Genomic DNA, 24150 nt, shown 5'->3' with positions numbered 1-24150 from the left:
TGGGAGGGGTTGCCTCCAGGTCACCTCGGTGCCGGCACGCCGCAGCTGATAATGAGCTGGCGCAGCATGGCGCGGATGCTTCCACGGATCGGTCGCACCGGCAACGCCATCTCATGCTGCGGACACCGGGCCCCATGGCCTGACAGCGCGCCATGAAGCCTCATGTGCGTACCGCTTCACCGATATCTGCGCCGATCCCGCCCAGCAGCCCCCAGTAGCCCCCAGTGGCCCAGGCCCCGACTGTCGGCCTGTCGGCGCCGATAGATCAGGCCCCTCTGCCTTGTCGTAGGCGACGAAGTGTTGTCCGTGTCCCCGCCCTACCTTTCGGACATCACCGGTTCGAAGCCTCGGAGGTGGGGATCCGCATGTCCATGTGGGATGAGCTCAACCGACCGCCCGCAACGCCCGCGGTACGTGTCCTGCCGATGGTGGCGGCCGCCGCGCTCCTGGTCAGCGGCTGCGGAGGCGGATCCGGCTCGGGCGCCGCGGGGAAAGGCGAGCTGGCGGACGGCAAGACGTTCACCACGGCCTACGCGTCCGACCCCGGCGCCCTCGACCCGGCGAAGACGGTGATGTCGATCGCCATCGGCGTCAACCGCTACCTGTACGACCCGCTGATCCACCTCAACGCCAAGGGCGAGCCCGAAGCAGGATTGGCGCGGAAGTGGGAAGCGACGACGAAGACGGCGACCTTCACGCTGCGCCCCGACGTCAAGTGCTCCGACGGCTCGACGCTGACCGCGAGCGACGTGGCCGCGAACATCGACTACATCGGTGACCCGGAGAACAAGTCGCCACTGGCCGGTGTGCAGATCCAGCCGGGCACCACGGCGAAGCCCGACGACAAGCAGCGCACCGTCACTCTCACCAGCGGTGCCCCCGACGCGTTCCTGCTGCGCAACGCCGGTTCCGTGCCGATCGCCTGCGGCAAGGGCCTGAAGGACCGCACGGCACTGGCCAAGGGAGGCAAGGGCAGCGGCACCGGCATGTTCACCATGACCGAGGCCGTCACGGGCGACCACTACACTCTCACCCGGCGCAAGGACTACAGCTGGGGCCCGGGGGCGTCCGAACCGGGGGCCAAGGGGCTGCCCGACACCGTGAAGATCCGGGTGATCCCCAACGAGAGCACGGCCGCGAACCTGCTCCTTTCCGGAGAGCTCAACGCCGCGCCGATGTCCGGCCCCGAGCAGAAGCGCCTTGCCGCGCAGAAGCTCTTCCACGCCGACGTGCAAGCGCCGTTGGGCGAGCTGTACTTCAACCAGAGCGGGGCCCGCCCCGGAGCTGACGAGAAGGTGCGCCGGGCACTGGTCCAGGCACTGAACCTGCCCGATGTGGGCAAGGTGATCACCAACGGAACCGGAAAGCCGTCCCAGGGCATGGTCACCGACGAGCCGCGAGCCTGTACCGGTGACTCGGTCACCGGGAACCTGCCGCAGCACGACCTCGCGGCAGCCAAGTCGGGCCTGAGCGCGGCCGGTTGGGAACCGGGCGCCGGTGGAATCCGTACCAAGAACGGCAAGAAGCTCACGATGAGCCTGATGTACGGCACCCAGAACGGGCCCACCATGGCCGCGGGCGCCGAGCTGATCCAGAAGGAGTGGAAGAGCCTCGGGGCCGAGGTCAAGATGAAGCCGGCGGACAGCCCCGGACTGAACAGCACGCTCTTCGGCTCCGGCGACTGGGACGTCTCCATGGGCCCGATCTCCCTCGGGGCGCCCACCCAACTCGTCCCGTTCATGTCCGGGCCCACGCCGCCCAAGGGCGTGAACTTCGCGGGAGTCGACAACCCCGAGTACCAGGGCCTCGTACAGAAGGCTTCGGCCAAGGTCGGAGCCGCCGGCTGCCCGCAGTGGCAGCAGGCCGAGAAGGCGCTGATCAAGCACCTCGACGCGGTGCCGTACTACAACTCCCTCACCCCGGTCTTCGGCAAGGCCGCTCGCTTCAAGGTCGATCAGGGTTCGATCGTCCCGTCCTCGATCCGTATGTACGCGAACTAGGGGGACGGTTCGATGACGACCGCGACAACCGCGACGGCGGGCGCCGACGCGCCGTCGGCGTCGGCTGCCCCCGACTGGCGGGGCAACCGCTGGCTGCTGTTCGGCATGCGCCGCTCGGCCCGCCTTGTGGTGTCGCTGTGGGTGCTCGTCACAGCGGCGTTCCTGATGATCCATCTCATCCCCGGTGACCCGGTGCGAGCCGCTCTGGGCATGACCGCTTCGCCTGACCTGGTGGCGGCGAAGCGCGCGGAGCTGGGTCTCGACGACCCGCTGTGGCAGCAGTACCTGCACTTCCTGGGAGGCCTCTTCACCGGCGATCTGGGCAGTTCCACCATCAGCGGCCAGCCCGTGACGCAGACGATCGGCGACCGGCTGCCCGCGACCGTGCAACTGGCCGGACTCGCCTTCGTACTGGCCCTCGCGGTGGCCGTCCCGCTGGGCACGGCGATGGCCGCCGTGACCCGGGGCGGGCGCCGCCGCGGCGCCGAACTGGCCTTCACCTCCGTCAGCGTGCTGCTCGCCGCGGTACCGGAGTTCCTGCTCGCGGTCGTGCTGGCCTACGTGTTCGCGGTGCGCCTCGACTGGTTCCCCGTCGCGGGCCGCGAGGGACCGAGCTCGTACGTCCTTCCGGTCCTCGCCCTGTCCATCGGCCCCGCCTCGGTGCTCGCCCGGATCGGCCGGGTGGAGATGCTGTCGGTCCTCGGCCACGACTATGTGCGCACCGCGCGCGCCAAGCGGCTGCCGCCGCGCCGCGTGTATGTGCGCCACGCGCTGCCCAACGCCCTGACCGCCACGCTCACCCTCGGCGGTCTGCTGCTCTCGGCGCTCGTCGCGGGGACGGTCCTCGTGGAGAACGTGTTCGCCTGGCCCGGCCTCGGCTCGACGATCGTGCAGTCCATCGTGCAGAAGGACTATCCGGTCGTGCAGGGCATCGTGCTCGTCTACGGGGCCGGAGTCCTTGTGGTGAACCTGCTCGTCGATGTGGCGCTCGCCCTGCTCGACCCGCGCTCCGCGATCGGGGAGGTCTGATGTCCGCGGCACGCTCCCGATGGTCCTCGGTCGCCCGTACCCCCGTCGGCGCATGCGCCGGTCTTCTACTGCTCGCGGTGGTCGTCCTGGCCGTACTCGCCCCGGTCCTGTGGGGGGACAGGGCGTCCGTGGTGGACACGGCCGCGATCCAGCAAGGGCCCTCCGGCGCGCATCTGCTGGGCACGGACAACCTGGGCCGCGACATCTTCTACCGCGTTCTTGTGGCCACCCGGCTCTCGCTGCTGCTCGCGGTGACCGCCACCCTGTTGGGTGTGGTCCTGGGACTGGTTCTGGGCGCGCTGCCCTCCGTGCTGCCGCGCGGGGCGGGGCGGTTGATGACCTCCGTGGTGAACATCGCCGTCGCTTTCCCCGGCCTGCTGCTCGCTCTGTTCTTCGCGGTCATCTTCGGGGTGGGCGCCACCGGCGCGGTCCTCGCGATCGGCCTGGCGATGGCCCCCGCCTTCGCCAGGCTCACCCAGACGTTGAGCGCGTCGGTCGCGGGCCGGGACTTCGTGGCCGCTGCCCGGACCGTCGGCGTCGGCCGGATGCGGCTCCTGGTGCGCCACATCCTGCCCAACATCGCCGAGCCGCTTGCCGTCAACGCCACCATCGGCGCGGGCGCCTCCCTCCTCGCCTTCTCCGGGCTCTCGTTCCTCGGACTTGGCGTACAGGCGCCGGACTACGACTGGGGCCGCCTCCTCGGCGAGGGCCTTGGCCGGATCAACCTCACCCCGGCGCCCGCGCTCGCGCCGTGCGTGGCGGTCGTCGTCACCGGCCTCGCGTTCAACCTCTTCGGCGAGGCAGCGGCAGCCGCCCTCGGCGTACGTACGCTGTCACGTCAGGCCGCCGGCGCCCGTCCGCTCCCACCGCCCGCCCAGGACACCGACGAGGACGCGGCCGCGCACCGGCCGGACGCCGACGGGCAGCCGGTGCTCGCGGTGCAGAACCTGCAGGTCGCCTTCCCGGGGCCCACGGGGTGGACCAAACCGGTGCGAGGGGTCAGCTTCGCCGTGCACCCGGGCGAGGCCGTCGGCGTGGTGGGCGAGTCCGGGTCGGGCAAGAGCCTGACCGCGATGGCCGTGTCCCGGCTCGTCGAGCACCCGGCCCACGTCACCGCCCGGCGACTCGAGTTCACCGGCACGCCGTTGCTCGACGCCGACGAGCGTGAGCTGCGCCGTCTGCTCGGTACCTCCCTCGCGATGGTCTTCCAGGACCCGATGTCCTCGTTCAATCCGGTCACGAGCATGGGGCGGCAGCTCGCCGAGGTCGCCGAACACCATCAACACCTCTCCCGGAGCGCCGCGTTCGCACGGGCCGTGGACCGGCTGCGCGCCGTACACGTACCGGCGCCCGAGCGTCGCGCACGCCAGTATCCGCACGAGTTCTCCGGCGGTATGCGACAGCGCGCGATGATCGGCATGGGCCTCATGGGCGACCCCATGCTGATCATCGCGGACGAGCCGACCACCGCCCTCGACGTCACCGTGCAGCGGCAGGTGCTGCGCCTGCTCACCGAGGTCCGGGACGAGCGGGCCACCGCCATCCTGCTCATCAGCCACGACATCACGGTCATCGCCCGCACCTGCGACCGGGTGCTCGTCATGTACGCGGGCCGCATCGTCGAAGACCTGCCCGCGGCCGACCTGTTCACCGCGGCCCGGCACCCCTACACCCGGGCGCTCCTCGCCGCCGTACCGGACCTCGACACCGACCGGGACCGCCCCTTGGCCGTGATCCCCGGCCGCCCGCCGGAGCCGGACCGGATACCGCAAGGGTGCGCGTTCGCCCCGCGCTGCCCCTTTGCGGACGACCACTGTCGCCGCGAGGACCCCGAGCCGCTCACGTACACGGTCGGGCACCGGATCGCCTGCTGGCACCCCAGCAAGGACACGACCGAACTGGTCGGAGGCGAAGCCGAAGTTGAGGCCGAAGTCGAAGTCGGAGTCGAAGCCGAAGCCGAAGCCGAAGCCGAAGCCGAAGAGACCGTGACAGGAGGAGGGACGGCATGAGCGAGCTCGTCTTCGACGGGGTGAGCGTGCGCTACGGCACCCGCCGCCACGCCCTGACCGCGGTGGACGGCGCGCACCTGACCGTGCCGTCCGGCCAAGTGGTCGGCCTGGTGGGGGAGTCGGGCTCGGGAAAGTCGACGCTGGCCCGCGCGGCGGTCGGCCTCGCCCCGCTCACCACAGGCCGCATCCTCCTCGACGGGACCGATGTACGTCGGCTGCGCGGCCGGCGCCGACCGTTGCAGATGGTCTTCCAGGACCCGTACTCCTCCCTCGACCCGCGGATGAGTATCGGGGACTCCGTCGCCGAGGCCCTGCCGCGTGAACGAGGGCGCGGCGCGGCGGCTCGTCGGGCCGAGGTGGCCCGGCTGTTGGAGCAGGTCAACCTCGATCCGGACCGGGCCCCGATGCTGCCCGGACAGCTCTCCGGCGGCCAGCGGCAGCGCGTGGCGGTCGCCCGTGCACTGGCGGGGCGGCCGCAGGTCGTCATCGCCGACGAGATCACCTCGGCCCTCGACGTATCCGTCCAGGGCGCCGTGCTCAACCTGGTCCGCGACGTGCAGCGGCAGATGAACCTGACCATGCTGTTCATCTCGCACAACCTGGCCGTGGTGCGCTACCTCAGTGACCATGTCGCCGTGATGTATCTCGGCAGGATCGTCGAGGCCGGGCCCACCGAGCAGGTCCTCGCCGACCCGCGCCACCCGTACACCCGCGACCTGCTCGCCGCCGTACCGAGCCGTACATCGGCGTCGGGGTTCGGCGCGGAACCCGTCGATGACGCCCTCGCGGCCACCGAGCCCGCCGACCCGCACCACCCGCCACCCGGCTGCCACTACCACCCCCGCTGCCCCGCGGGCCCCCAGCTCCACGCGGGGCGAGACCTGTGCCGTACCGAGGATCCGGCCAAGGACGCCGCCGCACGGCCCCACCAGACCGCCTGCCACTTCGCGACCACCGCCGACCTGGCCCTCACGAGACGGCCGCATACAGAAGGCGCTGCGTGACACTCGTACACCACCCCCATTCACCCCGTCATCGAGGAGACAGCACACCGTGACGCGACGTCTGACCATCGACGACCTCTACGCCATCGCGCTGCCGGAGCAGCCTGCGCTGTCACCGGACGGCACGCGCGTCGTCTACGTGTTGCGCACCGCCGACCGCGAACACGACCGCGAGGAACGCGGGTTGTGGACCGTGCCGACCGGAGGCGGAGCCGCGCGACGGCTCACCCGCGGCCCCGCGGACACCGCGCCCGCGTGGTCCCCCGACGGCCGGTGGATCGCGTACCTGCGTGGCGGCGACAGCCCGTCGCAGCTGTGGCTGCTGCCCGCGGACGGTGGCGAACCCGAGCCGGTCACGGACCTTCCGGCGGGTGCGGGGGCGCCGGTGTGGAGCCCGGACGGCACGGCGATCGCTTTCCCTGCGCCGGTCGACGGCACCCCGGCTTCCGCGGCGACCGCGGCCCCCGTCGTGGCGGACCGGCTCGACTACAAGACCGACGGACATGGCCTCTTCGGCACGGTCCGCAGCCATCTGCACATCCTGGATCTCGAAAGCCGTGAGGTCCGGCAGGTCACCCACGGCGACTGGCACGCGGGAAGCCCGGCCTGGTCGCCGGACGGCCGCAGTCTCGCCTTCTGTGCGGCACGCGGCGCCGACGCCGACCTGACGCTCCGCTCCGAGGCGTACGTCGTGGACTGCCTGGTTCCTGGAGCCGAGCCGCGGTTGGCCGGCTCCGGCGAGGGCGTCGCGCACGCCGTCAACTGGACCGCCGGCGGCGACGCGCTCCTTGTCGTGGGCCGTACGGACACCGCACTCGGCCACGCGAGCGTGCTGCGCGTCCCGGCGCACGGCGGCGAACCGGTCGACCTCACCGCCGGACTCGACCGCAATGTGATGCCCGGCGGCCCCGGCTACCCGGGCGCACTGCCCCAACCGGCCGTGGACGGCCCCCTCGTGCTGTTCTGCCTGCGCGAGCGCGGCTGCACCCACCTGTACGCGATGAACGCCGACGGCAGCGAACCCCGCCCGCTTGTGGGCGGCGCGGGCCGCGTCGTCTCGGGCCTGTCCACCGTCGGTGACACCGCCGCCTTCGTCGTGGCGACGTCCACCTCGTACGGCGAGATATCGACCGTCGAGGTGTCGACCGGCCGCGAGCAGGTGCTCACCCGGCACGGGGCGGGCCTGGGGGAGAGGGAGTTCTTCGAGCCGCAGGAGCGGGAGTTCACCACATCCGACGGCACCACGGTGCACGGGTGGCTGCTGCGCGACCCGGCCGCCACCGGCCCCACGCCGCTGCTGCTCGACATCCACGGCGGCCCGCACAACGCCTGGAACGGTGCGGCCGACCCCTTCCACCTGTACCACCAGGTCCTTGCGGCACGCGGCTGGTCGGTGCTCCTGCTCAACCCCCGTGGCAGCGACGGCTACGGCGAGGAGTTCTTCACCGCGGCACGCGGCGCGTGGGGCAAGGCGGACGCCCCGGACTTCCTCGAACCGCTGGACACCCTGGTCGCCGAACGGATCGCCGACCCGGAGCGCCTCGCCGTGGCCGGCTACAGCTACGGCGGCTTCATGACCTGCTACCTGACCAGTCGTGACCACCGCTTCGCCGCCGCCGTCGCCGGTGGCGTGGTCAGCGATCCGACCAGCATGTGCGGCACCAGCGACGAGGCGTTCCCGCTGGCCGCGGCCGAGCTGGGCGGCACGCCGTGGCAGAACCGCGAGCTGTACGCCGAACTCTCCCCGTATTCACGGGTGGAGCATGTCCGCACCCCGACGCTGGTGCTGCACGGCGCGGCCGACGAGCGCTGCCCGGTCGGGCAGGCCGAGCAGTGGTTCACCGCTCTGCGGGTGCGGGGCGTGCCCACACGCCTCGTGCTCTACCCGGGCGGCGCGCACCTGTTCCTGCTCGAGGGACCACCCTCGCACCGGGCCGACCTCGCACGTCGCGTCGTGGACTGGGTGGAGCGCCATGCCGGTGGGGCCGGACGTCCCGCCCGTGCCCCGCTGGACGTCGCGTACTGGGAACGTCGGCTCGGCGAGCTGGCGGCCCGGCACCGGGTGCCGGGCGCGGTCCTTGGCATCGCCCGCGGCGACGACCTGGCCGTGGCCGCCTGTGGCGTGCTCAACAAGGACACCGGTGTGAGCGCCACCGAGGACTCGCTCTTCCAGATCGGCTCCATCACCAAGGTGTGGACCGCCACCGTGATCATGCAGCTGGTCGACGAGGGGAAGCTCGACCTCGACGCCCTCGTGTCCGATGTCCTCCCGGAGCTGCGTCTTTCCGATCCGCGGACGGCGAAGCAGGTGACCGTACGGCATCTGCTCACGCACACCAGCGGCATCGACGGCGACATCTTCACCGACACCGGCCGTGGAGACGACTGCGTCGAGCGCTTCGTGGACGAGTTGGGCACGGCGGCGCAGATCCACCCGCTGGGTGCGACGTTCTCGTACTGCAACTCGGGCTTCGTACTCGCAGGGCGGGTCATCGAGAAGCTCACCGGCATGAGCTGGGACAACGCCCTCAAGGAGCGGCTGTGCACCCCCCTGGGCCTCGCGCACACCGTCACGCTGCCGGAGGAGGCGCTGCGCTTCCGCACCGCGATGGGACACGCCGCCCAGGGCGATGAGGACCCACGGCCGGTCCCGGCATGGGGCCTGCCCCGCTCGGCGGGCCCGGCCGGGCTCATCACCGCGACGGCCGCCGACGTCCTCGCCTTCGCCCGTATGCACCTTGCCGGTGGCCGCACCGCCGACGACACCCACGTCCTGTCGCGGCAGGCGGCGTCCGCGATGACCGAGAAGCAGGTCGACCTGCCGGACGCGCACACACTCGGGGACTCCTGGGGTCTTGGCTGGATCCGCTTCGGCTGGGGCGGCCACCAGCTCGTCGGACACGACGGCAACACCATCGGCCAGTCGGCGTTCCTGCGCCTGCTGCCCGAGCAGGACCTCGCCGTCACCCTCCTCACCAACGGCGGGAGCAGCCACGACCTGTACCTGGAACTGTTCCGCGAGATCTTCGCCGACCTCGCCGGGGTCACCATGCCCGAGCCGCTGGGGCCCCCGGCCGAGCCGGTGACGGTGGACGTCGACCGCCATCTGGGCCGGTACGAAAGGGCAGGCGCGCGCATCGAGATCCTTCAGGGCGCCGACGGGCCACGGATGCGTCAGACGGTGACGGGGCCGCTCGCCGACATGGTGCCCGAGACGGTGCAGGAGGGCGACCTGGTGCCCGTGTCGGACGACCTCTTCGTCGTACGGCTGCCCGGCAGCCCGTCCTGGATCCCCGTGACGTTCTACGCGCTCCCGACCGGCGAGCCGTATGTGCACTTCGGCGTCCGCGCGACCCCGAAGGTGTCCTGACGTGAAGCGCCCGCACGGCGTTCAGATGCCTCACGACCCCACCAGCGTCGCCCAGTTCGAGGACGCACTGCCCGCGATGATCGACGACATCGGGCGCCTGGTACGCACCGAGTCGCCGTCGGCCGACCTCACCGCCGTGGCCCGCAGCGCCGAAGAGGTGGCCAGGATCGGCGCGTCGCACCTGGGCGCCGAGCCGGACCTGATCACCGTGGACGGCCGCACTCATCTGCGCTGGCGTCTGGGCAGCGGACCCCGGCGCGTCCTGCTGCTCGGCCACCACGACACGGTGTGGCCGATCGGCTCCCTGGACACCCACCCGTTCACGGTCCGGGACGGCGTCCTGCGCGGACCCGGTTGCTTCGACATGAAGGCCGGACTCGTCATGGCCTTCCACGCGCTCGCCGCGCTCGGCCCCGACGCCGTCGACGGGGTGACCCTGTTGGTCACCGGCGACGAAGAGCTCGGCTCGCCGTCCTCGCGGGAGCTGATCGAGTCCGAGGCGGCAGGCTGCGCCGCGGCGTTCGTCCTTGAGGCGTCCGCCGACGGCGGCGCGCTGAAGACCGAACGCAAGGGAGTCTCCCTGTACGAGATACGAGTCGCCGGCCGGGCCGCCCACGCGGGCCTGGAACCGCACCGCGGTGTGAACGCCGGGATCGAGACCGCCCACCAGATACTCGCGGTCGCCGCGCTGTCCGACACCGACGCGGGCACCACCGTCACCCCGACCGCGCTGAGCGCCGGAACCACCACCAACACCGTCCCCGCCCACGGCCGGTTCGCCGTCGACGTCCGCGTACGCGACGCCGGGGAACAGACCCGCGTGGACACCGCCCTCCACGGGCTGCGACCCGTACTCGGCGGCGCGACGCTGGAAGTGACCGGCGGACCCAACCGCCCGCCCCTGCCGCACGCCGCGTCGGAGGCGCTCTACCGCCGCGCCGGGCGACTGGCCGAAGAGCTCGGCATCGGCCCGCTCACGGCCGCCGCCGTCGGGGGAGCGTCGGACGGCAACTTCACCGCGGGTGTCGGCATCCCGACCCTGGACGGCCTGGGTGCGGTGGGCGGTGGCGCACACGCCACCGACGAGCACGTGATCGTCGCGGAACTCCCGCGCCGCACAGCCCTGTTGACGGCACTCGTCGGCGCCGTGCTCGCCGAGCACCCGCAGGCAGCACGCGAGAGTGACACGACAGCGATCGCCAGGAGCCCCCGATGACGGACAGGTCCGCCGCCACTGACTTCGCGCCCGACGCCGGCCACCGGATCGCGGCGGACGCACTGACCGCCGCCGACGCCGCGGCGCACGCGGCCGGTTGCCACGTGCGGCCGATCAGCGCCCTGCCGGACCTGGAGGCCGCCTGCCGGCTCTTCGAAGGCATCTGGAAACCGGGCGGCGAGAACGCCCTCGCGACCACCGAGCTGCTGCGTGCGATGGACAAGGCGGGCAGCTATGTCGCGGCCGCCTTCGACGGAGAGGCAGGCCCGGTCGACGCCGCCCTCGACGGAGGCGGCGAACTGGTCGGCGCCTGCATCGGCTTCTTCGGCCCGCCGCCCGACGGCGCCCTGCACAGCCACATCGCCGGTGTCTCGGCCCGGATGCGCGGCCGCAGCGTCGGCTTCGCCCTCAAGGCGCACCAGCGGGCCTGGGCGCTGCAGCGGGGCGCGGCCCAGGTGTCCTGGACGTTCGATCCACTGGTGCGGCGCAACGCCTACTTCAACATCGGCAAGCTGGCCGGAAAGGCGGCGCAGTACCTGCCCAACTTCTACGGCCGCATGAACGACGGCATCAACGGCGCGGACGACACCGACCGCCTCCTGGTGGAGTGGCGGCTGGCCGCCCCCGAGACCGCCGCGGCCTGCAACGGCCACCACCGGGCCACCGACGCGACGGCCGAACTGACCGGTGGAGCCACCGTCGCCCTGGGCGCCACCGCCGACGGCCGGCCGCACGCGTACTCCGTCATCGGGCCCCGGACCCTGGTCGCCGTGCCCGAGGACATCGAGCAACTGCGCCGCACCGACCCGCAGTCCGCGGCGGCCTGGCGCTCCGGCGTGCGCGACGTCCTCGGCGGGCTCCTCGCCGACGGGTGGCAGGTGACGGGATTCGACCGCGCCGGCTGGTACCTCCTCGTAGATCCGCGTTCCACCTCGTAGGCCTCGTACCTGCTCGTAGACAAGGACACACAGTGAAGCTCACCGGAGTCGAACTCCGTCAGGTCCGGCTGCCGTTGGTGGCCCCCTTCCGCACCTCGTTCGGCACACAGACGGAACGCACGGCGCTGCTCCTGCGCGCGGTGGGCACCGACGCCGAGGGCTGGGGGGAGTGCGTCGCCATGGTCGATCCGCTGTACTCCTCGGAGTACTCGGCCGCCTGCGCCGACGTGCTGCGCCGATTCCTGGTCCCCGCCCTCGGCCGGTACCCACGCCTCGACGCGGTCGGCGTCGCCCCGGCCCTCGAACCGTTCAGGGGCCACCGGATGGCGAAGGCCGCGCTGGAGATGGCCGTACTCGACGCCGAACTGCGCACCCGAGGGGTGCCACTGGCGCGAGAGCTCGGCGCCGTCCACGACCGTGTGCCGTGCGGGGTGTCCGTGGGCATCATGGACTCGGTGCCACAGCTGCTCGACGCGGTGGGCGCCTACCTCGACGAGGGGTATCGCCGCATCAAGCTCAAGATCGAGCCCGGCTGGGACATCGCGCCGGTACGTGCGGTGCGCGAGCGCTTCGGCGACGATCTGCTGCTCCAGGTCGACGCCAACACCGCCTACACCCTCGCCGACGCCCGGCACCTGGCCCGACTCGACCCGTTCGACCTGCTGCTGATCGAGCAGCCGCTGGACGAGGAAGACCTCCTCGGCCACGCGCAGCTCGCCAAGGCCCTTGCCACACCGGTGTGCCTGGACGAGTCGATCACCTCGGCCCGGTCCGCGGCGGCGGCGATCACCCTCGGCGCGTGCAGCATCGTGAACATCAAGCCCGGCCGGGTCGGCGGCTATCTGGAGGCCCGCCGTATCCACGACGTGTGCGCCGCGCACGGCGTGCCCGTGTGGTGCGGCGGCATGCTGGAGACCGGCCTCGGCCGTGCCGCGAACGTCGCTCTGGCCGCCCTGCCGGGCTTCACGCTGCCCGGCGACACCTCCGCGTCCGACCGTTTCTACCGCACCGACATCACCGAGCCGTTCGTGCTCGCCGATGGCCATCTCGCGGTCCCCGACGGCCCCGGACTCGGTGTCGCACCGCTCCCGGACGCCCTTGAGGAGGTCACCGTCGACACGGAGTGGATCCCGTTGTGACGGGCCCCTTGTGGCAGCCGACGAGAGCACCGCACAATCCCGTCGACACCGACGAAGAGCGGCCCCAAGCACTACTGGGGGGACGGGGGGTACGAGGCACGGTGAACACACAGCCGCGGGCCAGCCTCGGGCGCGTCCTGGAAGACCTCGGCACCACCCTGCTCGACCTCGTGTGCGGTGACCCGGACTCGGTGGACGGGATCGGCGGTGTGGTCATCCACGACCCGCTGGACGACCCGGTGCTGCCCCGGAAGGCGCTGGTGCTCGGTATCGGCGTCCACGGGGCGGACGAGACCGCCCGGCTGCTCACCGCCCTCGGCGACGCGGGCGCGGCGGCGCTGGTGGTCCGCGCCCCCGCGCAGACCGACGAGACGGTCACCGCGGCCGCACAGAGGTCCGGGGTGGCGCTGCTCGCGCTGACCCGCGGCGCCTCATGGGCCCAGCTCGCGGCGCTGCTGCGCTCGCTGCTCGCGGACGGCGATGTCGGCGACGCGGGTCCCCAGTCCCTTGGCGGCACCCCGTCCGGCGACCTGTTCGCGGTGGCCAACGCGGTGGCCGCACTGCTCGACGCCCCGGTCACCATCGAGGACCGCAGCTCCCGCGTCCTTGCCTTCTCCGGTCGCCAGGACGAGGCCGACCCCTCGCGCGTGGAGACCGTCCTCGGCAGGCAAGTGCCCGAACGCTTCACCCGCCTGCTCGAGGACCGGGGGATCTTCCGCTCCCTGTACCGCAGCGACCAACCGGTCCATGTCGCCCCACCCGGACCCGACGGATTCCAGATCCCGCGCGCCGCGATCGCCGTACGCGCCGGTGACGAAGTCCTCGGCTCCATCTGGGCCGTCGTCCACACCCCGCTCACCGCACAGCGCGGCCAGGCGCTGCACGACGCGGCCAAACTGGTGGCCCTGCACATGCTGCGCCTGCGGGCCGGGGCCGATGTCGAGCGACGGCTCCGTGCCGACCTGGTCTCCACCGCCCTGGAAGGCGGATCAGGCGCCGCCGAGGCTCTGGGCCGACTCGGCCTGACCGACTATGCGGGTGTCGTCCTCGCCCTGGCCGTGCCGGACCCGCCCGAGTCGACCGGCTCGACCGACCTGCACGCGCAGCACACGGCCGAACGCCAGCGCCTGGCCGACGCCTTCGCCATGCATCTCTCCGCCATCCACGCCCGCGCCGCCACCGCGCTCATCGGCGATGTCGCCTACGGCATCCTCCCCGTGCCGCACGACCAGGCGGACGGGGAGGAGAGAGCGGCCCGCATCGGCTCCGACTTCCTCACACGCATCGGTGACCGGCTGACCCCGCTGATCGGCATCGGCCCCACGGCCCAGGACGCCGGCGCGCTGGCCCGCTCCCGCGAAGGAGCCGACCGGGCACTGCGCGTCCTGCGCACCAACGGAGGCTCCCGACAGCTCGCCCACATCTCGGACATCCACGTCGAGGCGCTCCTGCTCGACCTCGCCGACCTCGCCGCCGAGCGGGGCGATCCGCCGACAGGACCCCTGGCCCGGCTGCTCGCCTACGACAAGCGGCACGACTCCCAACTGGTCGACACACTCAGGGCCTGGCTCAACGCCTTCGGCGACGTCCCGGCCGCCGCCGAAGCGATGTACGTCCACCAGAACACCTTCCGCTACCGCCTGCGCCGCGCCACCGAAGTCGCCGATACCGACCTCACCGACCCCGACGTCCGCTTCGCGCTGATGCTGCAACTGCGCCTGCTGCGCCGCCCGGAGGCACGGCGGTAGACGGCGGTAGGCACATGAGCGGGGGGCGGGAGCCGTACCGGACCCCCCCCGCTCATGCGCAGCGGCCCTTGTTCACTTCGGGCAGTACTCCGCCTCGATGACCGCCTGGCTGTTCCCCGCCCAGTCACCGTTGAAGTTGAAGGCCAGCGAGTGCGTGCCGTCCGCAGTGGTCACGGCCTGGGACGCCGAACCCTGGATGTTGCCTCCGTGCCCCCAGACCGTGACGCCGCAGGACGGCGAGAACTTCATCAGCCCCAAGCCGTAGGCCGTGATCAGACCGGCCCCGCTGACCGGGACGGTGGTCTTTATCTCCTTGAGCTGCTCCGCGGGCAGCAGCTTGCCGCCGAGGAGAGCGGAGTAGAAGCGGTTCAGGTCACCGGACTCGGAGATCATCGCGCCCGCCGAGCCGGCGGCCGACGGATTGAGCTCGGTGACGTCGTGGACCGCGCCGGTCGGCTGCGGCGTCAGGGAGAGCTTGGAGTACGCACGCGAACTCGGCGCGGGCATCGACGAGGCGGTGCGGGGGACAGAGGTGGCGTACAGGCCGAGCGGCTGGATGATGCGCTGCTTGATCTCGTCCTCGTAGGGGTGGCCCGTGACCTTCGCGACGATCATTCCGGCCACCGTGTAGTTGGTGTTCGAGTAGCTCCAGCCCGCGCCCGGGTCGAAGAGCGGCTTGTGACGCATGGCGATGCCGACCAACTGCGCGGGCGTGTAGGTGTCGTAGCGGTGCTCCAGGAACTTCTCCGTGAAGCCGTTCTCCAGGAACTCCGGGTCGGCGGTGTAGCTGGGGATCCCGCTGGTGTGGTTGAGCAGTTGCCGCACAGTTGTCCGGCGACCGTCGTTGCCGTTGCCCTGGACCACACCGGGCAGCCACTTGTCGACTTTGTCGTCGAGGTCGAGCTTGCCCTCGCCCTGCAACTGGAGCAGCACGGTGGCGACGAAGGTCTTGGTCATGCTGCCGATGCGGTAGCGGTCGAACGCCGAGCGCGGGGCGCCCGTCTTGCGGTTCCCGACGCCCGAAGTGCCCGTCCAGACCGAGTACCCGTCCTTGACCTGCCCTGCGACTCCGGGCACCCCGTCCTTCACGGCGGTGTCCATGGCCACCTGGGTCTGAGCATGTCCCACACCGCTGTCGGCCGCCGCGGGTGAGGTGAACGAAGTGGCGGTCAAGGCCGCCGCTGCCACCAGACCCACCGCGCCGATCCGTGCTCTGCGCACTGCCATCTGCTGCCCCTCTCGGTTGCTGCTGTTCCTCGAACCGGTGATGTCCGGAAGCTAGGGCAGCGGGCCCGGCCGCCGCTTCGTCGTGGTCGACAACGCGGGGCGGGGCACTCATCGGGGGCAACGAAGAGGGGTCATGGGTGAGAGCTGCTGGTATGCGAGGTGCTGCCGCAGCGGACCCCGGTGCGGTGTCAGGTCGACCAGATGACCCGGCCGTCGTGCACGATCACCACTTTGCCGTCGGCCCTGAGGACCAGTCGGGCGCCCTCGTGGCCGTGGCTCTTGGACGCCCAGATGGGACGGTCGTCGCCGTTGTGGATGACGAGATTGCCGTCCTGCTGGAAGATCGCCCGGTGGTTCTCGCCGAAGGTCATGGACGCCCAGATGGGCTTGCCCTTCTCGTTGTAGACGACGAGGTTGCCGTCGGTCTGCATCACCATGCGGATGCGGTTGGTGGTCCAGGCCTGCTTGACCTCCAGGACGCTGGGTGCCGAAACGGTCTCGGTGGTCCAGTTCGGCTTCGGGGCAGCCTTGGGCTTGGGGTCGGGCTTCTTCTCGGGCGGGTTGCTCTTGCTGGGCTCCGGCGGGGGCAGAGCGGCCTTGGGTGCGGTCGTCTTCGGGGCCTCGGACTTCTTCGGCTTCTTCTTCTCCGGGGACGGACTGGGCTTCTTGGCCACGTAGTCCTGGAGTCCCGCCGGGTCGGATCCGGGGTTCAGGACGGTGTCGGAGCCTCCTGCCTCCTTGACGGTGTCAGAGGGCCCGTCGTCCCTTGCGCTGCCGGTCAGCAGCAGCGGTATCGCGATCAGGGCGGCACCGACGAGCGCGGCACCCGCAAGGACCGGCTTGCGGGGGCGGCCGCTGCCGACGCCGGCGTTGGTCTTGACGCCGGGCGGCGCCGTGCCGACGGCCGCAGCCACGGCGACGCCCTCATCCGGAGTCTCGGTGGACTTGGCGGGCGCGGCGGCCGGAGCGGCCGAGGTCTCAGCGGCCGGGGAAGTGCCGGACTCCGCATCGGGGCTTGCGACCGGGCTCGGCGTCTCCTTGTCCGGTACGGAGGGAGCGGTCTTCTCGGCCGGTGCGGGGGACGCGGGCGGCGGTCCGCTCTCTCCTGCGGGGGTGGCTGTGGCCGTCTCCGCGTTCGCGCCGGGGGCGGGGGGCTGGGGGGACATGCGGTACTCCTCCTCGGTGGCGGAGCTGTCGATGTGGGCACGGGCTCGCGCGGCGGCCGGGCCGGTCGAGAGCCTGTCGCCGCCACCGGTGTCGGGTGGGGGCGTGTCGAAGTGAGCCGGTTCGGCCCGGTACTTGATGCGGTTCTCCGCGTGGTCGGTCACGGTGGCGGCCGCGGGCCGGTCCGACGCCTCCGGGCCGCTGGGTCTTCCCGTACGGCCCTGGCCCGGACGTCCGGGGAACGCACTGTCCATCGGCGGAGCCGACGGCGTGCACAACTTAGCCCGTCATGGGACCGGCAGCCGCTCATCGCGGCACAACTGCCTTCGCGCTTTGTCCGTTCACGCCTCACTGCTCCCCAAACGTTCCCCGATCGGGCGTCAAACGGGCACGCGGAAGACCGAAACGGATCTTCCCCGGCCGCCAACGGCAGGGGTGCGTATGGCATTGTGTTGACTCCCGGCATGATCAGTATGATCAGTGTCGGCGCGCGCCTGTTGTGCGGCGCCCAAGGATTCGTACGGACCGAAGAGTTCAGGTGGAGATGCGGCCCGGAGAACGGCAAGAGGGCAGGCATGATGCCCTGTCCGTGGTGTCCGGTGGATCCGGCCCGGCCGCCGCCGCCCCCGCGTCAGCCGTCGACGACGCACCAGAGGCCACCGTCACACCCGAGATACCCGAGGCGGTGCGCGCTGCCGCCCGCCGGGCGCCAGGGCACTGGATCGGCGTGGTCGACCCCGAGTGGACCGAGGAGCGGACACCGCCGGAGTTCGCGGTGCTCGGGGAGTGGCAGTCGGACGAGAGCGGGGGAGTGGGGGAGTACCGCGCCAACCCGGCGTACCGCCCCTCCGCCCGGGTGCTCGGCTGGCCGGAGCCCACCGACCCGGTGGACGCGGCGGCGCAGCGGGCCGCCACCGGATACGGCTCGGTGGACGAAGCCCTCGCGGCGCTCGCGGAGACGGACATCACCGTGGTGCGCGCGCCGGACGGCGGGCCGCTCACGGCGACCGGGCAGGACGGGGAGCCGGTTGTGCTGTTGTTCACCTCGCCTGCACACGAGTTCATGTCCCCGGTACTTCGCCATGGCAGGCTTCCGGCGCGGGAGCTGGCCCGTTCACTGAGTGGTTCGGGCACCCTGCTGATGGTCAACGCAGGGGCCGCGGCCCCTCTGCTCGTCCCGGCCGACAGCCTCATCGGTCTCTCCGGCACCGTGGACCGTGCCGACCTGTCGGCCGCGGCCCGGACCGACAGCTCTCCTGAACTCTCGCCCCACATCCCAGGGAGTACCTCGTGACGCGTTCGGCCCAGCAGCCCCCCGCCCCGAAGGGGGCCGAGACGGCTTCCGACGGTGAGGAGACGACCGCGGCGGCCACCGTCGCCGAGCCCAAGTCGAAGACGGATCCCCAGTCGAAGACCGGGCCCAAGTCGGAGCCCGAGGCCGTGCCCGAGCCTGCGGAGGCGAAAGCCGCAGCCGAGCCCGGCACGGAGCCCTCCAAGTCCGAGGCCAAGACCGAAGCCAAGGCTGAGACCAAGACCGAAGCCAAGACCGAAGCCAAGACCGAAGCCAAGGCCGAGACCAAGTCCGAGGCCACCGGAACCGCGTCCGAGAGCGGGGCCGCCGCCTCCGGCGCGGGGCCCGACACCGAGACCGACCCCGGCGCCGCCGCGGCGGCCAAGAGCCGACTGCCCGCGCTCGTACGGACCGTGTCCGCGACCGCGATCGGCAAGCCGCAGCAGCGGACCGGGCCGGTGGGGCGGCCGGGCAGGGCTGTGCTCGCCGGAGCCGCGGTCGCCGGGGCGCTGCTCGTGTCCGTGCCGTTGCTGACGCTCGGCGGGGACGACGACAAGGGCGGCAAGGGACCGACGGCGGCTGCCGGAACCGTCCTCGGCGGCGATGAGCAGGACGAACCGGGCGAGTTCGCGGAGACCAAGCCCGACGCCGGTGCCAAAGACGACGACAAGGACTCCGACAAGTCCGACAAGCCGGAGAAGTCGGAGAAGGGGAACGCGGAGGCCACCCCGGCGAAGGACGACGGCGAGAAGGACAAGCCGAAGGACGAAGGCAAGAAGACCCAGACGGAGAAGCAGGGCAGCGAGAAGAAGTCCGACGGGCAGAAGGACAAGCCCAAGAAGGCCGGTGGCGGCGTGACTCTCGGCGCTCCCGTCTCCTTCCACAGTCACCTCTCGGGCCGCTGCATCGACGTACCGGGCAGCAACTTCACTGATGGCAAGCAGCTGCAGATGTGGGACTGCAACAACGCCCCGGCGCAGAAGTTCCAGTTCGCCTCCGACGGCACCGTACGCATTCAGGGCCTGTGCCTGGATGTCGCCAACGCGAACTTCAACGACCGAACGGCCATCCAGATCGCCCGGTGCAACGGCGCGGACGCCCAGAAGTTCGCGCTGAACCCCAGCCACGACCTGGTCAATACAGTGGTCGGCAAGTGCGTCGACATCAACGGCAGCAACCGTGAGAACCACGCCCCTCTCGAACTGTGGGGCTGCACGGGCAGGGACAACCAGAAGTGGAGCGTCTGACCGGACGCACCGCAGCGGGAGCACACCGCTCCCGACGCCCGCCCGTTCCCGCGGGCGAGGCATGATGGCACCGTCGGCTCGCCGACACACGCGCCCCCGCGAGGGGGCGTCCCGCTGTAGACGCAGCCATGGCAAGGAGGTTGGTGCGTGTCGCGCCAGGTACTGACGGTCGGCCCCGGAGGCCAGGACCGCTACCGGACGATCGGTGAGGCACTCGTGGCCGCCAGGACCGGCGCGCTGATCAGCGTCCGGCCCGGGACGTACGCGGAGAACCTCGTGATCCACACCCGGGTCACCCTCACCGCCGCCGAGGGGCGGGGCACCGTGGAGATCCGGCCGCGCTCGGGCAGTGTGCTCGCGCTGCGCGCCGACGCCGTGATGCTCTCCGAACTGACCCTGCGCGGCGGCGACGCCGAGCAACCGGCCGTGGACGTACGGCGCGGACAGGCCGCACTCGACGGCTGCGAGGTCATCGGCGCGGCCTGGACCGCGATGCTGGCCGGGGGCACCGGCTCCCTCGCGCTGCGGGACTGCCGTGTGAGCAACCCGCAGGGCGCGGGCATCGTGGTCACGTCGACCACGCCCAGCACCGTGGAGTCCTGCAACTTCGAGCACCTGGGCACCAGCGGTCTCGTCATCGCGGAGGAGGGCGACGCGCGCGTCCGCGGCTGCACGGTGCGCGGCGCCCGCGGCAACGGCCTGCTCGCCAACGGCGAGGCCCGTGGCACCGTCGAGGACTGCGACTTCTCCTCCACCGACAAACCCTCCATCGCCCTGGAACAGAACAGCTCCCTCACGGTGACCCGCACCGTGGTGCACGACACGAGCACCGGCGTGCACCTGAGCAGCACGGGCCGTACGACGCTGGAGGACGTCCGCGTCACCGGCGCTTCCGGCAACGGCATCGCCCTTGCCGGTGGCACCGACCCGGTGTTGCGCCGCTGCCGGGTCTCGCGCACCCGCGGCCACGGAGTCCTCGTCACCGACCGGGCGCGCGGCACCTTCGAGGACTGCTGGGTGGACAGCGCGCAGGGCGCGGCGCTGCGGGTGGCCGGGGGCGCGTCCCCGGCCCTTACCGGCCTCACCGTCCGGGACTGCGACGCGACCGGGCTGCTCCTTGAAGAGGACTCGGCGCCCGAGCTCGACCGCCTGGAAGTGATCGGCGGCTCGCCCGCGATCGCGATACGCGGCGGGGCCAACCCCCTGCTGCGCCGGGCCCGTCTGGTGGAGCCCGGCGGTGACGGCATCGCGGCCACCAAGGACGCCCGAGGCCGCGCCGAGGACTGCGAGATCGTCCGGCCGAACGGCGCGGGTGTGCGCGTCGCCTCCGGCAGCACCCTCTACCTGGCCGGTGGCGGAGTCTCCGACACGGTCACCAGCGGCCTGGTCGTCGAGGACGGTGGCAACGTCACCGTCCGCGACTTCCGCGTCGAGATATCCGGCGAGGAAGGGGTGGCCGTCGCCGCGGGCGGCGAGCTGACCGCCAACCGCACCACGGTCCACGCCCCGAAGAGCCACGGATTCCTGCTCAACGAAGGCGCGCTCGCCTCGCTCAGCGGCTGCGAGGTCTCCGGGGGCGAACAGGACGGCTTCCGCGTGGAGTCCACCGCGCCGGTCTCCATCGTGAACTGCCTCGCCCGGGAGAACGCGGGCGGCGGTCTCGTACAGACCTCGCCCGGCGACCGGCTCGCCGTGGAGGGCCTGAACAGCGTCGGCAACGGCAAGCGGGACGCCTGGGGCACCGGCAGTGCGGAGAACACCGACCCGGCAGGATCCGGCGCCGGTGACGCGCCCCCGCCGGACCGCGAAGGCGGCCCGCTAGGCGCCCTCAACGCGCTGATCGGCCTGGAGAACGTCAAGCAGCAGGTGGGCACCCTGGTCAACCTGACCCAGCTCGCCCAGCGCCGCGAACAACTCGGCATGTCAGCGCCGCCGATGAGCCGGCACCTGATCTTCGCCGGGCCCCCCGGCACCGGCAAGACCACCGTCGCCCGCCTCTACGGCTCGATCCTGGCCGAACTGGGCTCGCTGCGCAGCGGGCACCTGGTGGAGGTCTCCCGCGCCGACCTGGTCGCCCAGGTCGTCGGCGGTACCGCGATCAAGACCACCGAGACGTTCCAGCGTGCCCTTGGCGGCGTGCTGTTCGTCGACGAGGCGTACACGCTCACCTCGGACAGCAACAACGGCGGCGCCGACTTCGGCCGCGAGGCCGTGGATACGCTCCTGAAGCTGATGGAGGACCACCGCGACGACGTAGTGGTGGTCGCGGCCGGATACTCCCGCGAGATGGACTCCTTCCTCGGCTCCAACCCGGGCCTCGCATCGCGCTTCTCGCGGACCGTCGAGTTCGAGAACTACTCGGTGCCCGAACTGGTCGCGATCATGGAGAACATGTGCGGCCAGCACCAGTACGAACTGGGCGAGGGCACCGCCGACGCGCTGGCCGCCCACTTCGAGGCGATGCCGCGCGACGCGGGCTTCGGCAACGGCCGTGCCGCGCGCGGGGTGTTCGAGGAGATGGTGGACAGACAGGCGGTCCGGCTCGCCACCCTGCCGCAGGTCAGCGAGAAGGACCTGCGGCTGCTGCTGCCCGAGGACGTCTCCCTCACCGCCGCCGCGAAGGACGCCGGGACCGCCGTCGCCCCGGCCGACGACCCGCTCACCCGGCTCGGCGACATGGTCGGCCTCGCCGAGGTCAAGCGCGACGTCGCGGACCTGGTCAACCTCATCACCACCGCCCGCCACCGCGCGGCCGCAGGGCTCCCGGTGCCCTCGCTCAGCAACCACCTGGTCTTCACCGGGCCGCCCGGCACCGGCAAGACCACCGTCGCGCGCCTCTACGGGGAGATCCTGACCCAGCTCGGCATCCTCGACCGGGGCCAGCTGATCGAGGCGGCCCGCGCCGACCTGGTCGGGCGCTACATCGGCCACACCGCCCAGCTCACCCGCGAGGTCTTCGAACGGGCCCGCGGCGGCGTGCTGTTCATCGACGAGGCATACACCCTTACCCCGGCGGGCGGCGGCGCCGACTTCGGCCAGGAGGCGGTGGACACCCTCCTGAAGCTGATGGAGGACCACCGCGACGAGGTGGTCGTCATCGTCGCCGGTTACACCGACGAGATGGAACGCTTCCTCGCCTCCAACCCGGGCCTCTCCTCCCGCTTTCCGCGCCGGATCGGCTTCGCCGACTACTCCTCCGAGGAACTGGTCACCATCGTGCGCTCCCAGTCCGCGAACATGGGCTACGAGTGCGGCCCCGGCACAGGACCGCTCCTGCGGGAGTACTTCGACTCGCTGCCCCGGGACCGCACCTTCGGCAACGCCCGCCTGGCCCGCCAAGTGGTCGAGACGATGGTCACCCGCCAGGCGAGACGCCTCAGTTCACTGGCCACGCCCACGCTCGACGACCTGCGCATCCTCGTCCCCGACGACGTCGTGGCCGCGGCACCGAAGGCGGCACCCCGATGAGGCCACCCGCGGGCGGCGCCGCCCGCCTCCTTTCAGGCACCGGCCTCGCCGCCGCCCTGCTGCTGCCCATGGCCGTCCCGGCCCAGGCTGCACCCTTCTCGCGCCCGCCGACGGCCGACGGGAAGAAGGGCCAGGAACTGCCCGGCATGCCCTCAGCGCTCGACCCGGACGCCGCGAACGCGGCCTGCACTCCAGCCTCCCGTGAGAAGGCGAAGAAGCAGGACTGGTCGCGCCAGCGCCTCGACCTGGACCGGCTGCACCGCGACAACACCGGTGCGGGCGTGACCGTCGCCCTGATCGGCACCGGTGTCGCTCCCGACGCCGCCGGGCTGGGGGGCCGGGTCACCGCCGCAGGAGCGGCCGGTGAGGACTGCGTGGGCCACGGCACCTTCCTGGCCGGGCTCATCGCCGGGAACGGCGGACAGAGCCCGCGTCTGGCCGGGGTGGCACCGGGCGCGAAGATCCTGGCCCTGCGCGGCACGGGACCGCGCGGTCAGGCCAACCCCGATCTGGTCGTACAGGCGGTGCGCGAGGCGACCGAGGCCCGGGCCGAAGTCATCGCGGTCGCGGTGGCCCTGCCGCGCCGGGACAAGGCCTTGACCCAAGCGGTCGCCGACGCCCGCCGTGCGGGCGCCGTCGTGATCGCCGCCGCCACCCCGGACCCGCCGTCGCGCGGTACCGAGGAGGTGCCGTCCCGCGTCTACTGGCCTGCCGGTGAACCCGGTGTCGTCTCGGTCGCCGACATGCTTCCCGGCGGCGTCCGCCCTGACGGCTCCCTGCCCACCAGCGGCATCGACCTCGCGGCCCCCGGCGCCGGAGTGGTCTCCGGCGGCCCGCGCGGCGACGGACACTATCTCGGCGCCGGTGCCGCGGTGGCCGCCGCCCAGGCCGCCGGGGCCGCGGCAGTGGTCCGCTCCGCCCACCCCGACGAATCCCCCAAGGTCGTCGAGCGCCGCCTGACCGCCACGGCCTACCCCGCCGACATCCCCCAGTTGGATGCCTACGCCGCCGTCACCACGGTCCTCGGCGACTCCGGCGCCCCCACCGGCGCCAGGCACGCCGCGGAACCCGTGGCCGTCCGCGACACATCCGCCGCCGACCGCGCGACCGGCCGCGCCACCCTCTTCGTGCTGCTCGGCTCCGCCGCCGTCCTCGCGATCCTCTGGGGAGCCTTCGCGCTTCCCAGGGCCCGCAGAAGGGGATGGCGTCCGGCAGGCGCGGGAGGACCGGCGCAGGACTGAGTACGAACGGAAAGTGGGGGCCACCAAAAGGTGGCCCCCACTTTCCGTTCGTACTCAGA

Annotated in this window: 15 protein-coding genes; 13 read left to right on the top strand and 2 right to left on the bottom strand. The window is 72.0% G+C overall.

The window, feature by feature from the left end; genetic code table 11:
* Positions 1–365: 365 nt before the first annotated feature.
* From ACZ5CR_RS15170 to ACZ5CR_RS15130, 9 genes are all read left to right on the top strand, one after another.
* Positions 366–2000, top strand: coding sequence for an ABC transporter substrate-binding protein (locus ACZ5CR_RS15170; protein WP_468857524.1), 1635 nt, complete (start codon positions 366–368; stop codon positions 1998–2000).
* Between the two features lie 12 nt (positions 2001–2012).
* Positions 2013–3029, top strand: a complete 1017-nt coding sequence (locus ACZ5CR_RS15165) for an ABC transporter permease (RefSeq protein ID WP_468857522.1) — start codon at positions 2013–2015, stop codon at positions 3027–3029.
* Positions 3029–5038: a dipeptide/oligopeptide/nickel ABC transporter permease/ATP-binding protein gene (locus tag ACZ5CR_RS15160; protein ID WP_468857521.1), complete on the top strand. Its 2010-nt coding sequence runs from the start codon at positions 3029–3031 to the stop codon at positions 5036–5038. The genes ACZ5CR_RS15165 and ACZ5CR_RS15160 overlap by 1 nt, the downstream gene beginning before the upstream one ends.
* Positions 5035–6042, top strand: coding sequence for an ABC transporter ATP-binding protein (locus ACZ5CR_RS15155; protein ID WP_468857520.1), 1008 nt, complete (start codon positions 5035–5037; stop codon positions 6040–6042). Before ACZ5CR_RS15160 ends, ACZ5CR_RS15155 begins: the two co-directional genes overlap by 4 nt.
* A 49-nt stretch (positions 6043–6091) precedes the next feature.
* On the top strand, positions 6092–9412 hold the full coding sequence (locus tag ACZ5CR_RS15150; protein WP_468857519.1) for a serine hydrolase: 3321 nt from the start codon (positions 6092–6094) through the stop codon (positions 9410–9412).
* A 76-nt stretch (positions 9413–9488) separates the two neighbouring features.
* A complete protein-coding gene (locus tag ACZ5CR_RS15145; RefSeq protein WP_468857798.1) occupies positions 9489–10628 on the top strand; it encodes a M20 family metallopeptidase in 1140 nt (379 codons plus the stop codon).
* A complete protein-coding gene (locus tag ACZ5CR_RS15140; RefSeq protein ID WP_468857518.1) occupies positions 10625–11566 on the top strand; it encodes a GNAT family N-acetyltransferase in 942 nt (313 codons plus the stop codon). Before ACZ5CR_RS15145 ends, ACZ5CR_RS15140 begins: the two co-directional genes overlap by 4 nt.
* Before the next feature lie 32 nt (positions 11567–11598).
* Positions 11599–12705, top strand: coding sequence for an o-succinylbenzoate synthase (gene menC / locus ACZ5CR_RS15135; protein ID WP_468857516.1), 1107 nt, complete (start codon positions 11599–11601; stop codon positions 12703–12705).
* 101 nt (positions 12706–12806) lie between these two features.
* Positions 12807–14453 (top strand): PucR family transcriptional regulator, encoded by a 1647-nt coding sequence (locus tag ACZ5CR_RS15130; protein ID WP_468857515.1) that lies wholly within the window; start codon positions 12807–12809, stop codon positions 14451–14453.
* Positions 14454–14525: 72 nt separating this feature from the next.
* On the opposite strand, the gene ACZ5CR_RS15125 is transcribed toward ACZ5CR_RS15130, so the two are convergent.
* On the bottom strand, positions 14526–15680 hold the full coding sequence (locus tag ACZ5CR_RS15125; protein WP_468857514.1) for a serine hydrolase domain-containing protein: 1155 nt from the start codon (positions 15678–15680) through the stop codon (positions 14526–14528).
* 188 nt (positions 15681–15868) lie between these two features.
* On the bottom strand, positions 15869–17098 hold the full coding sequence (locus ACZ5CR_RS15120; RefSeq protein WP_468857513.1) for a mannose-binding protein: 1230 nt from the start codon (positions 17096–17098) through the stop codon (positions 15869–15871).
* A gap of 290 nt (positions 17099–17388) precedes the next feature.
* On the opposite strand from ACZ5CR_RS15120, the gene ACZ5CR_RS15115 reads away from it, so the two are divergent.
* The 4 genes from ACZ5CR_RS15115 (at position 17389) to ACZ5CR_RS15100 (ending at position 24091) form a co-directional block, all read left to right on the top strand.
* On the top strand, positions 17389–18138 hold the full coding sequence (locus ACZ5CR_RS15115; protein WP_468857512.1) for a type VII secretion system-associated protein: 750 nt from the start codon (positions 17389–17391) through the stop codon (positions 18136–18138).
* Entirely contained in the window at positions 18135–19382 is a 1248-nt protein-coding gene (locus ACZ5CR_RS15110; RefSeq protein WP_468857510.1) for a ricin-type beta-trefoil lectin domain protein, read from the top strand. Before ACZ5CR_RS15115 ends, ACZ5CR_RS15110 begins: the two co-directional genes overlap by 4 nt.
* 147 nt (positions 19383–19529) lie before the next feature.
* Complete coding sequence (locus ACZ5CR_RS15105) at positions 19530–22850, top strand: right-handed parallel beta-helix repeat-containing protein (protein WP_468857509.1); 3321 nt, start codon at positions 19530–19532, stop codon at positions 22848–22850.
* Positions 22847–24091, top strand: coding sequence for a S8 family serine peptidase (locus tag ACZ5CR_RS15100; RefSeq protein ID WP_468857507.1), 1245 nt, complete (start codon positions 22847–22849; stop codon positions 24089–24091). Before ACZ5CR_RS15105 ends, ACZ5CR_RS15100 begins: the two co-directional genes overlap by 4 nt.
* Positions 24092–24150: the final 59 nt, after the last annotated feature.

The sequence above is a fragment of the Streptomyces sp. NPDC031274 genome, assembly GCF_055570235.1.
This window is presented reverse-complemented; position numbering and strand designations above follow the sequence as displayed.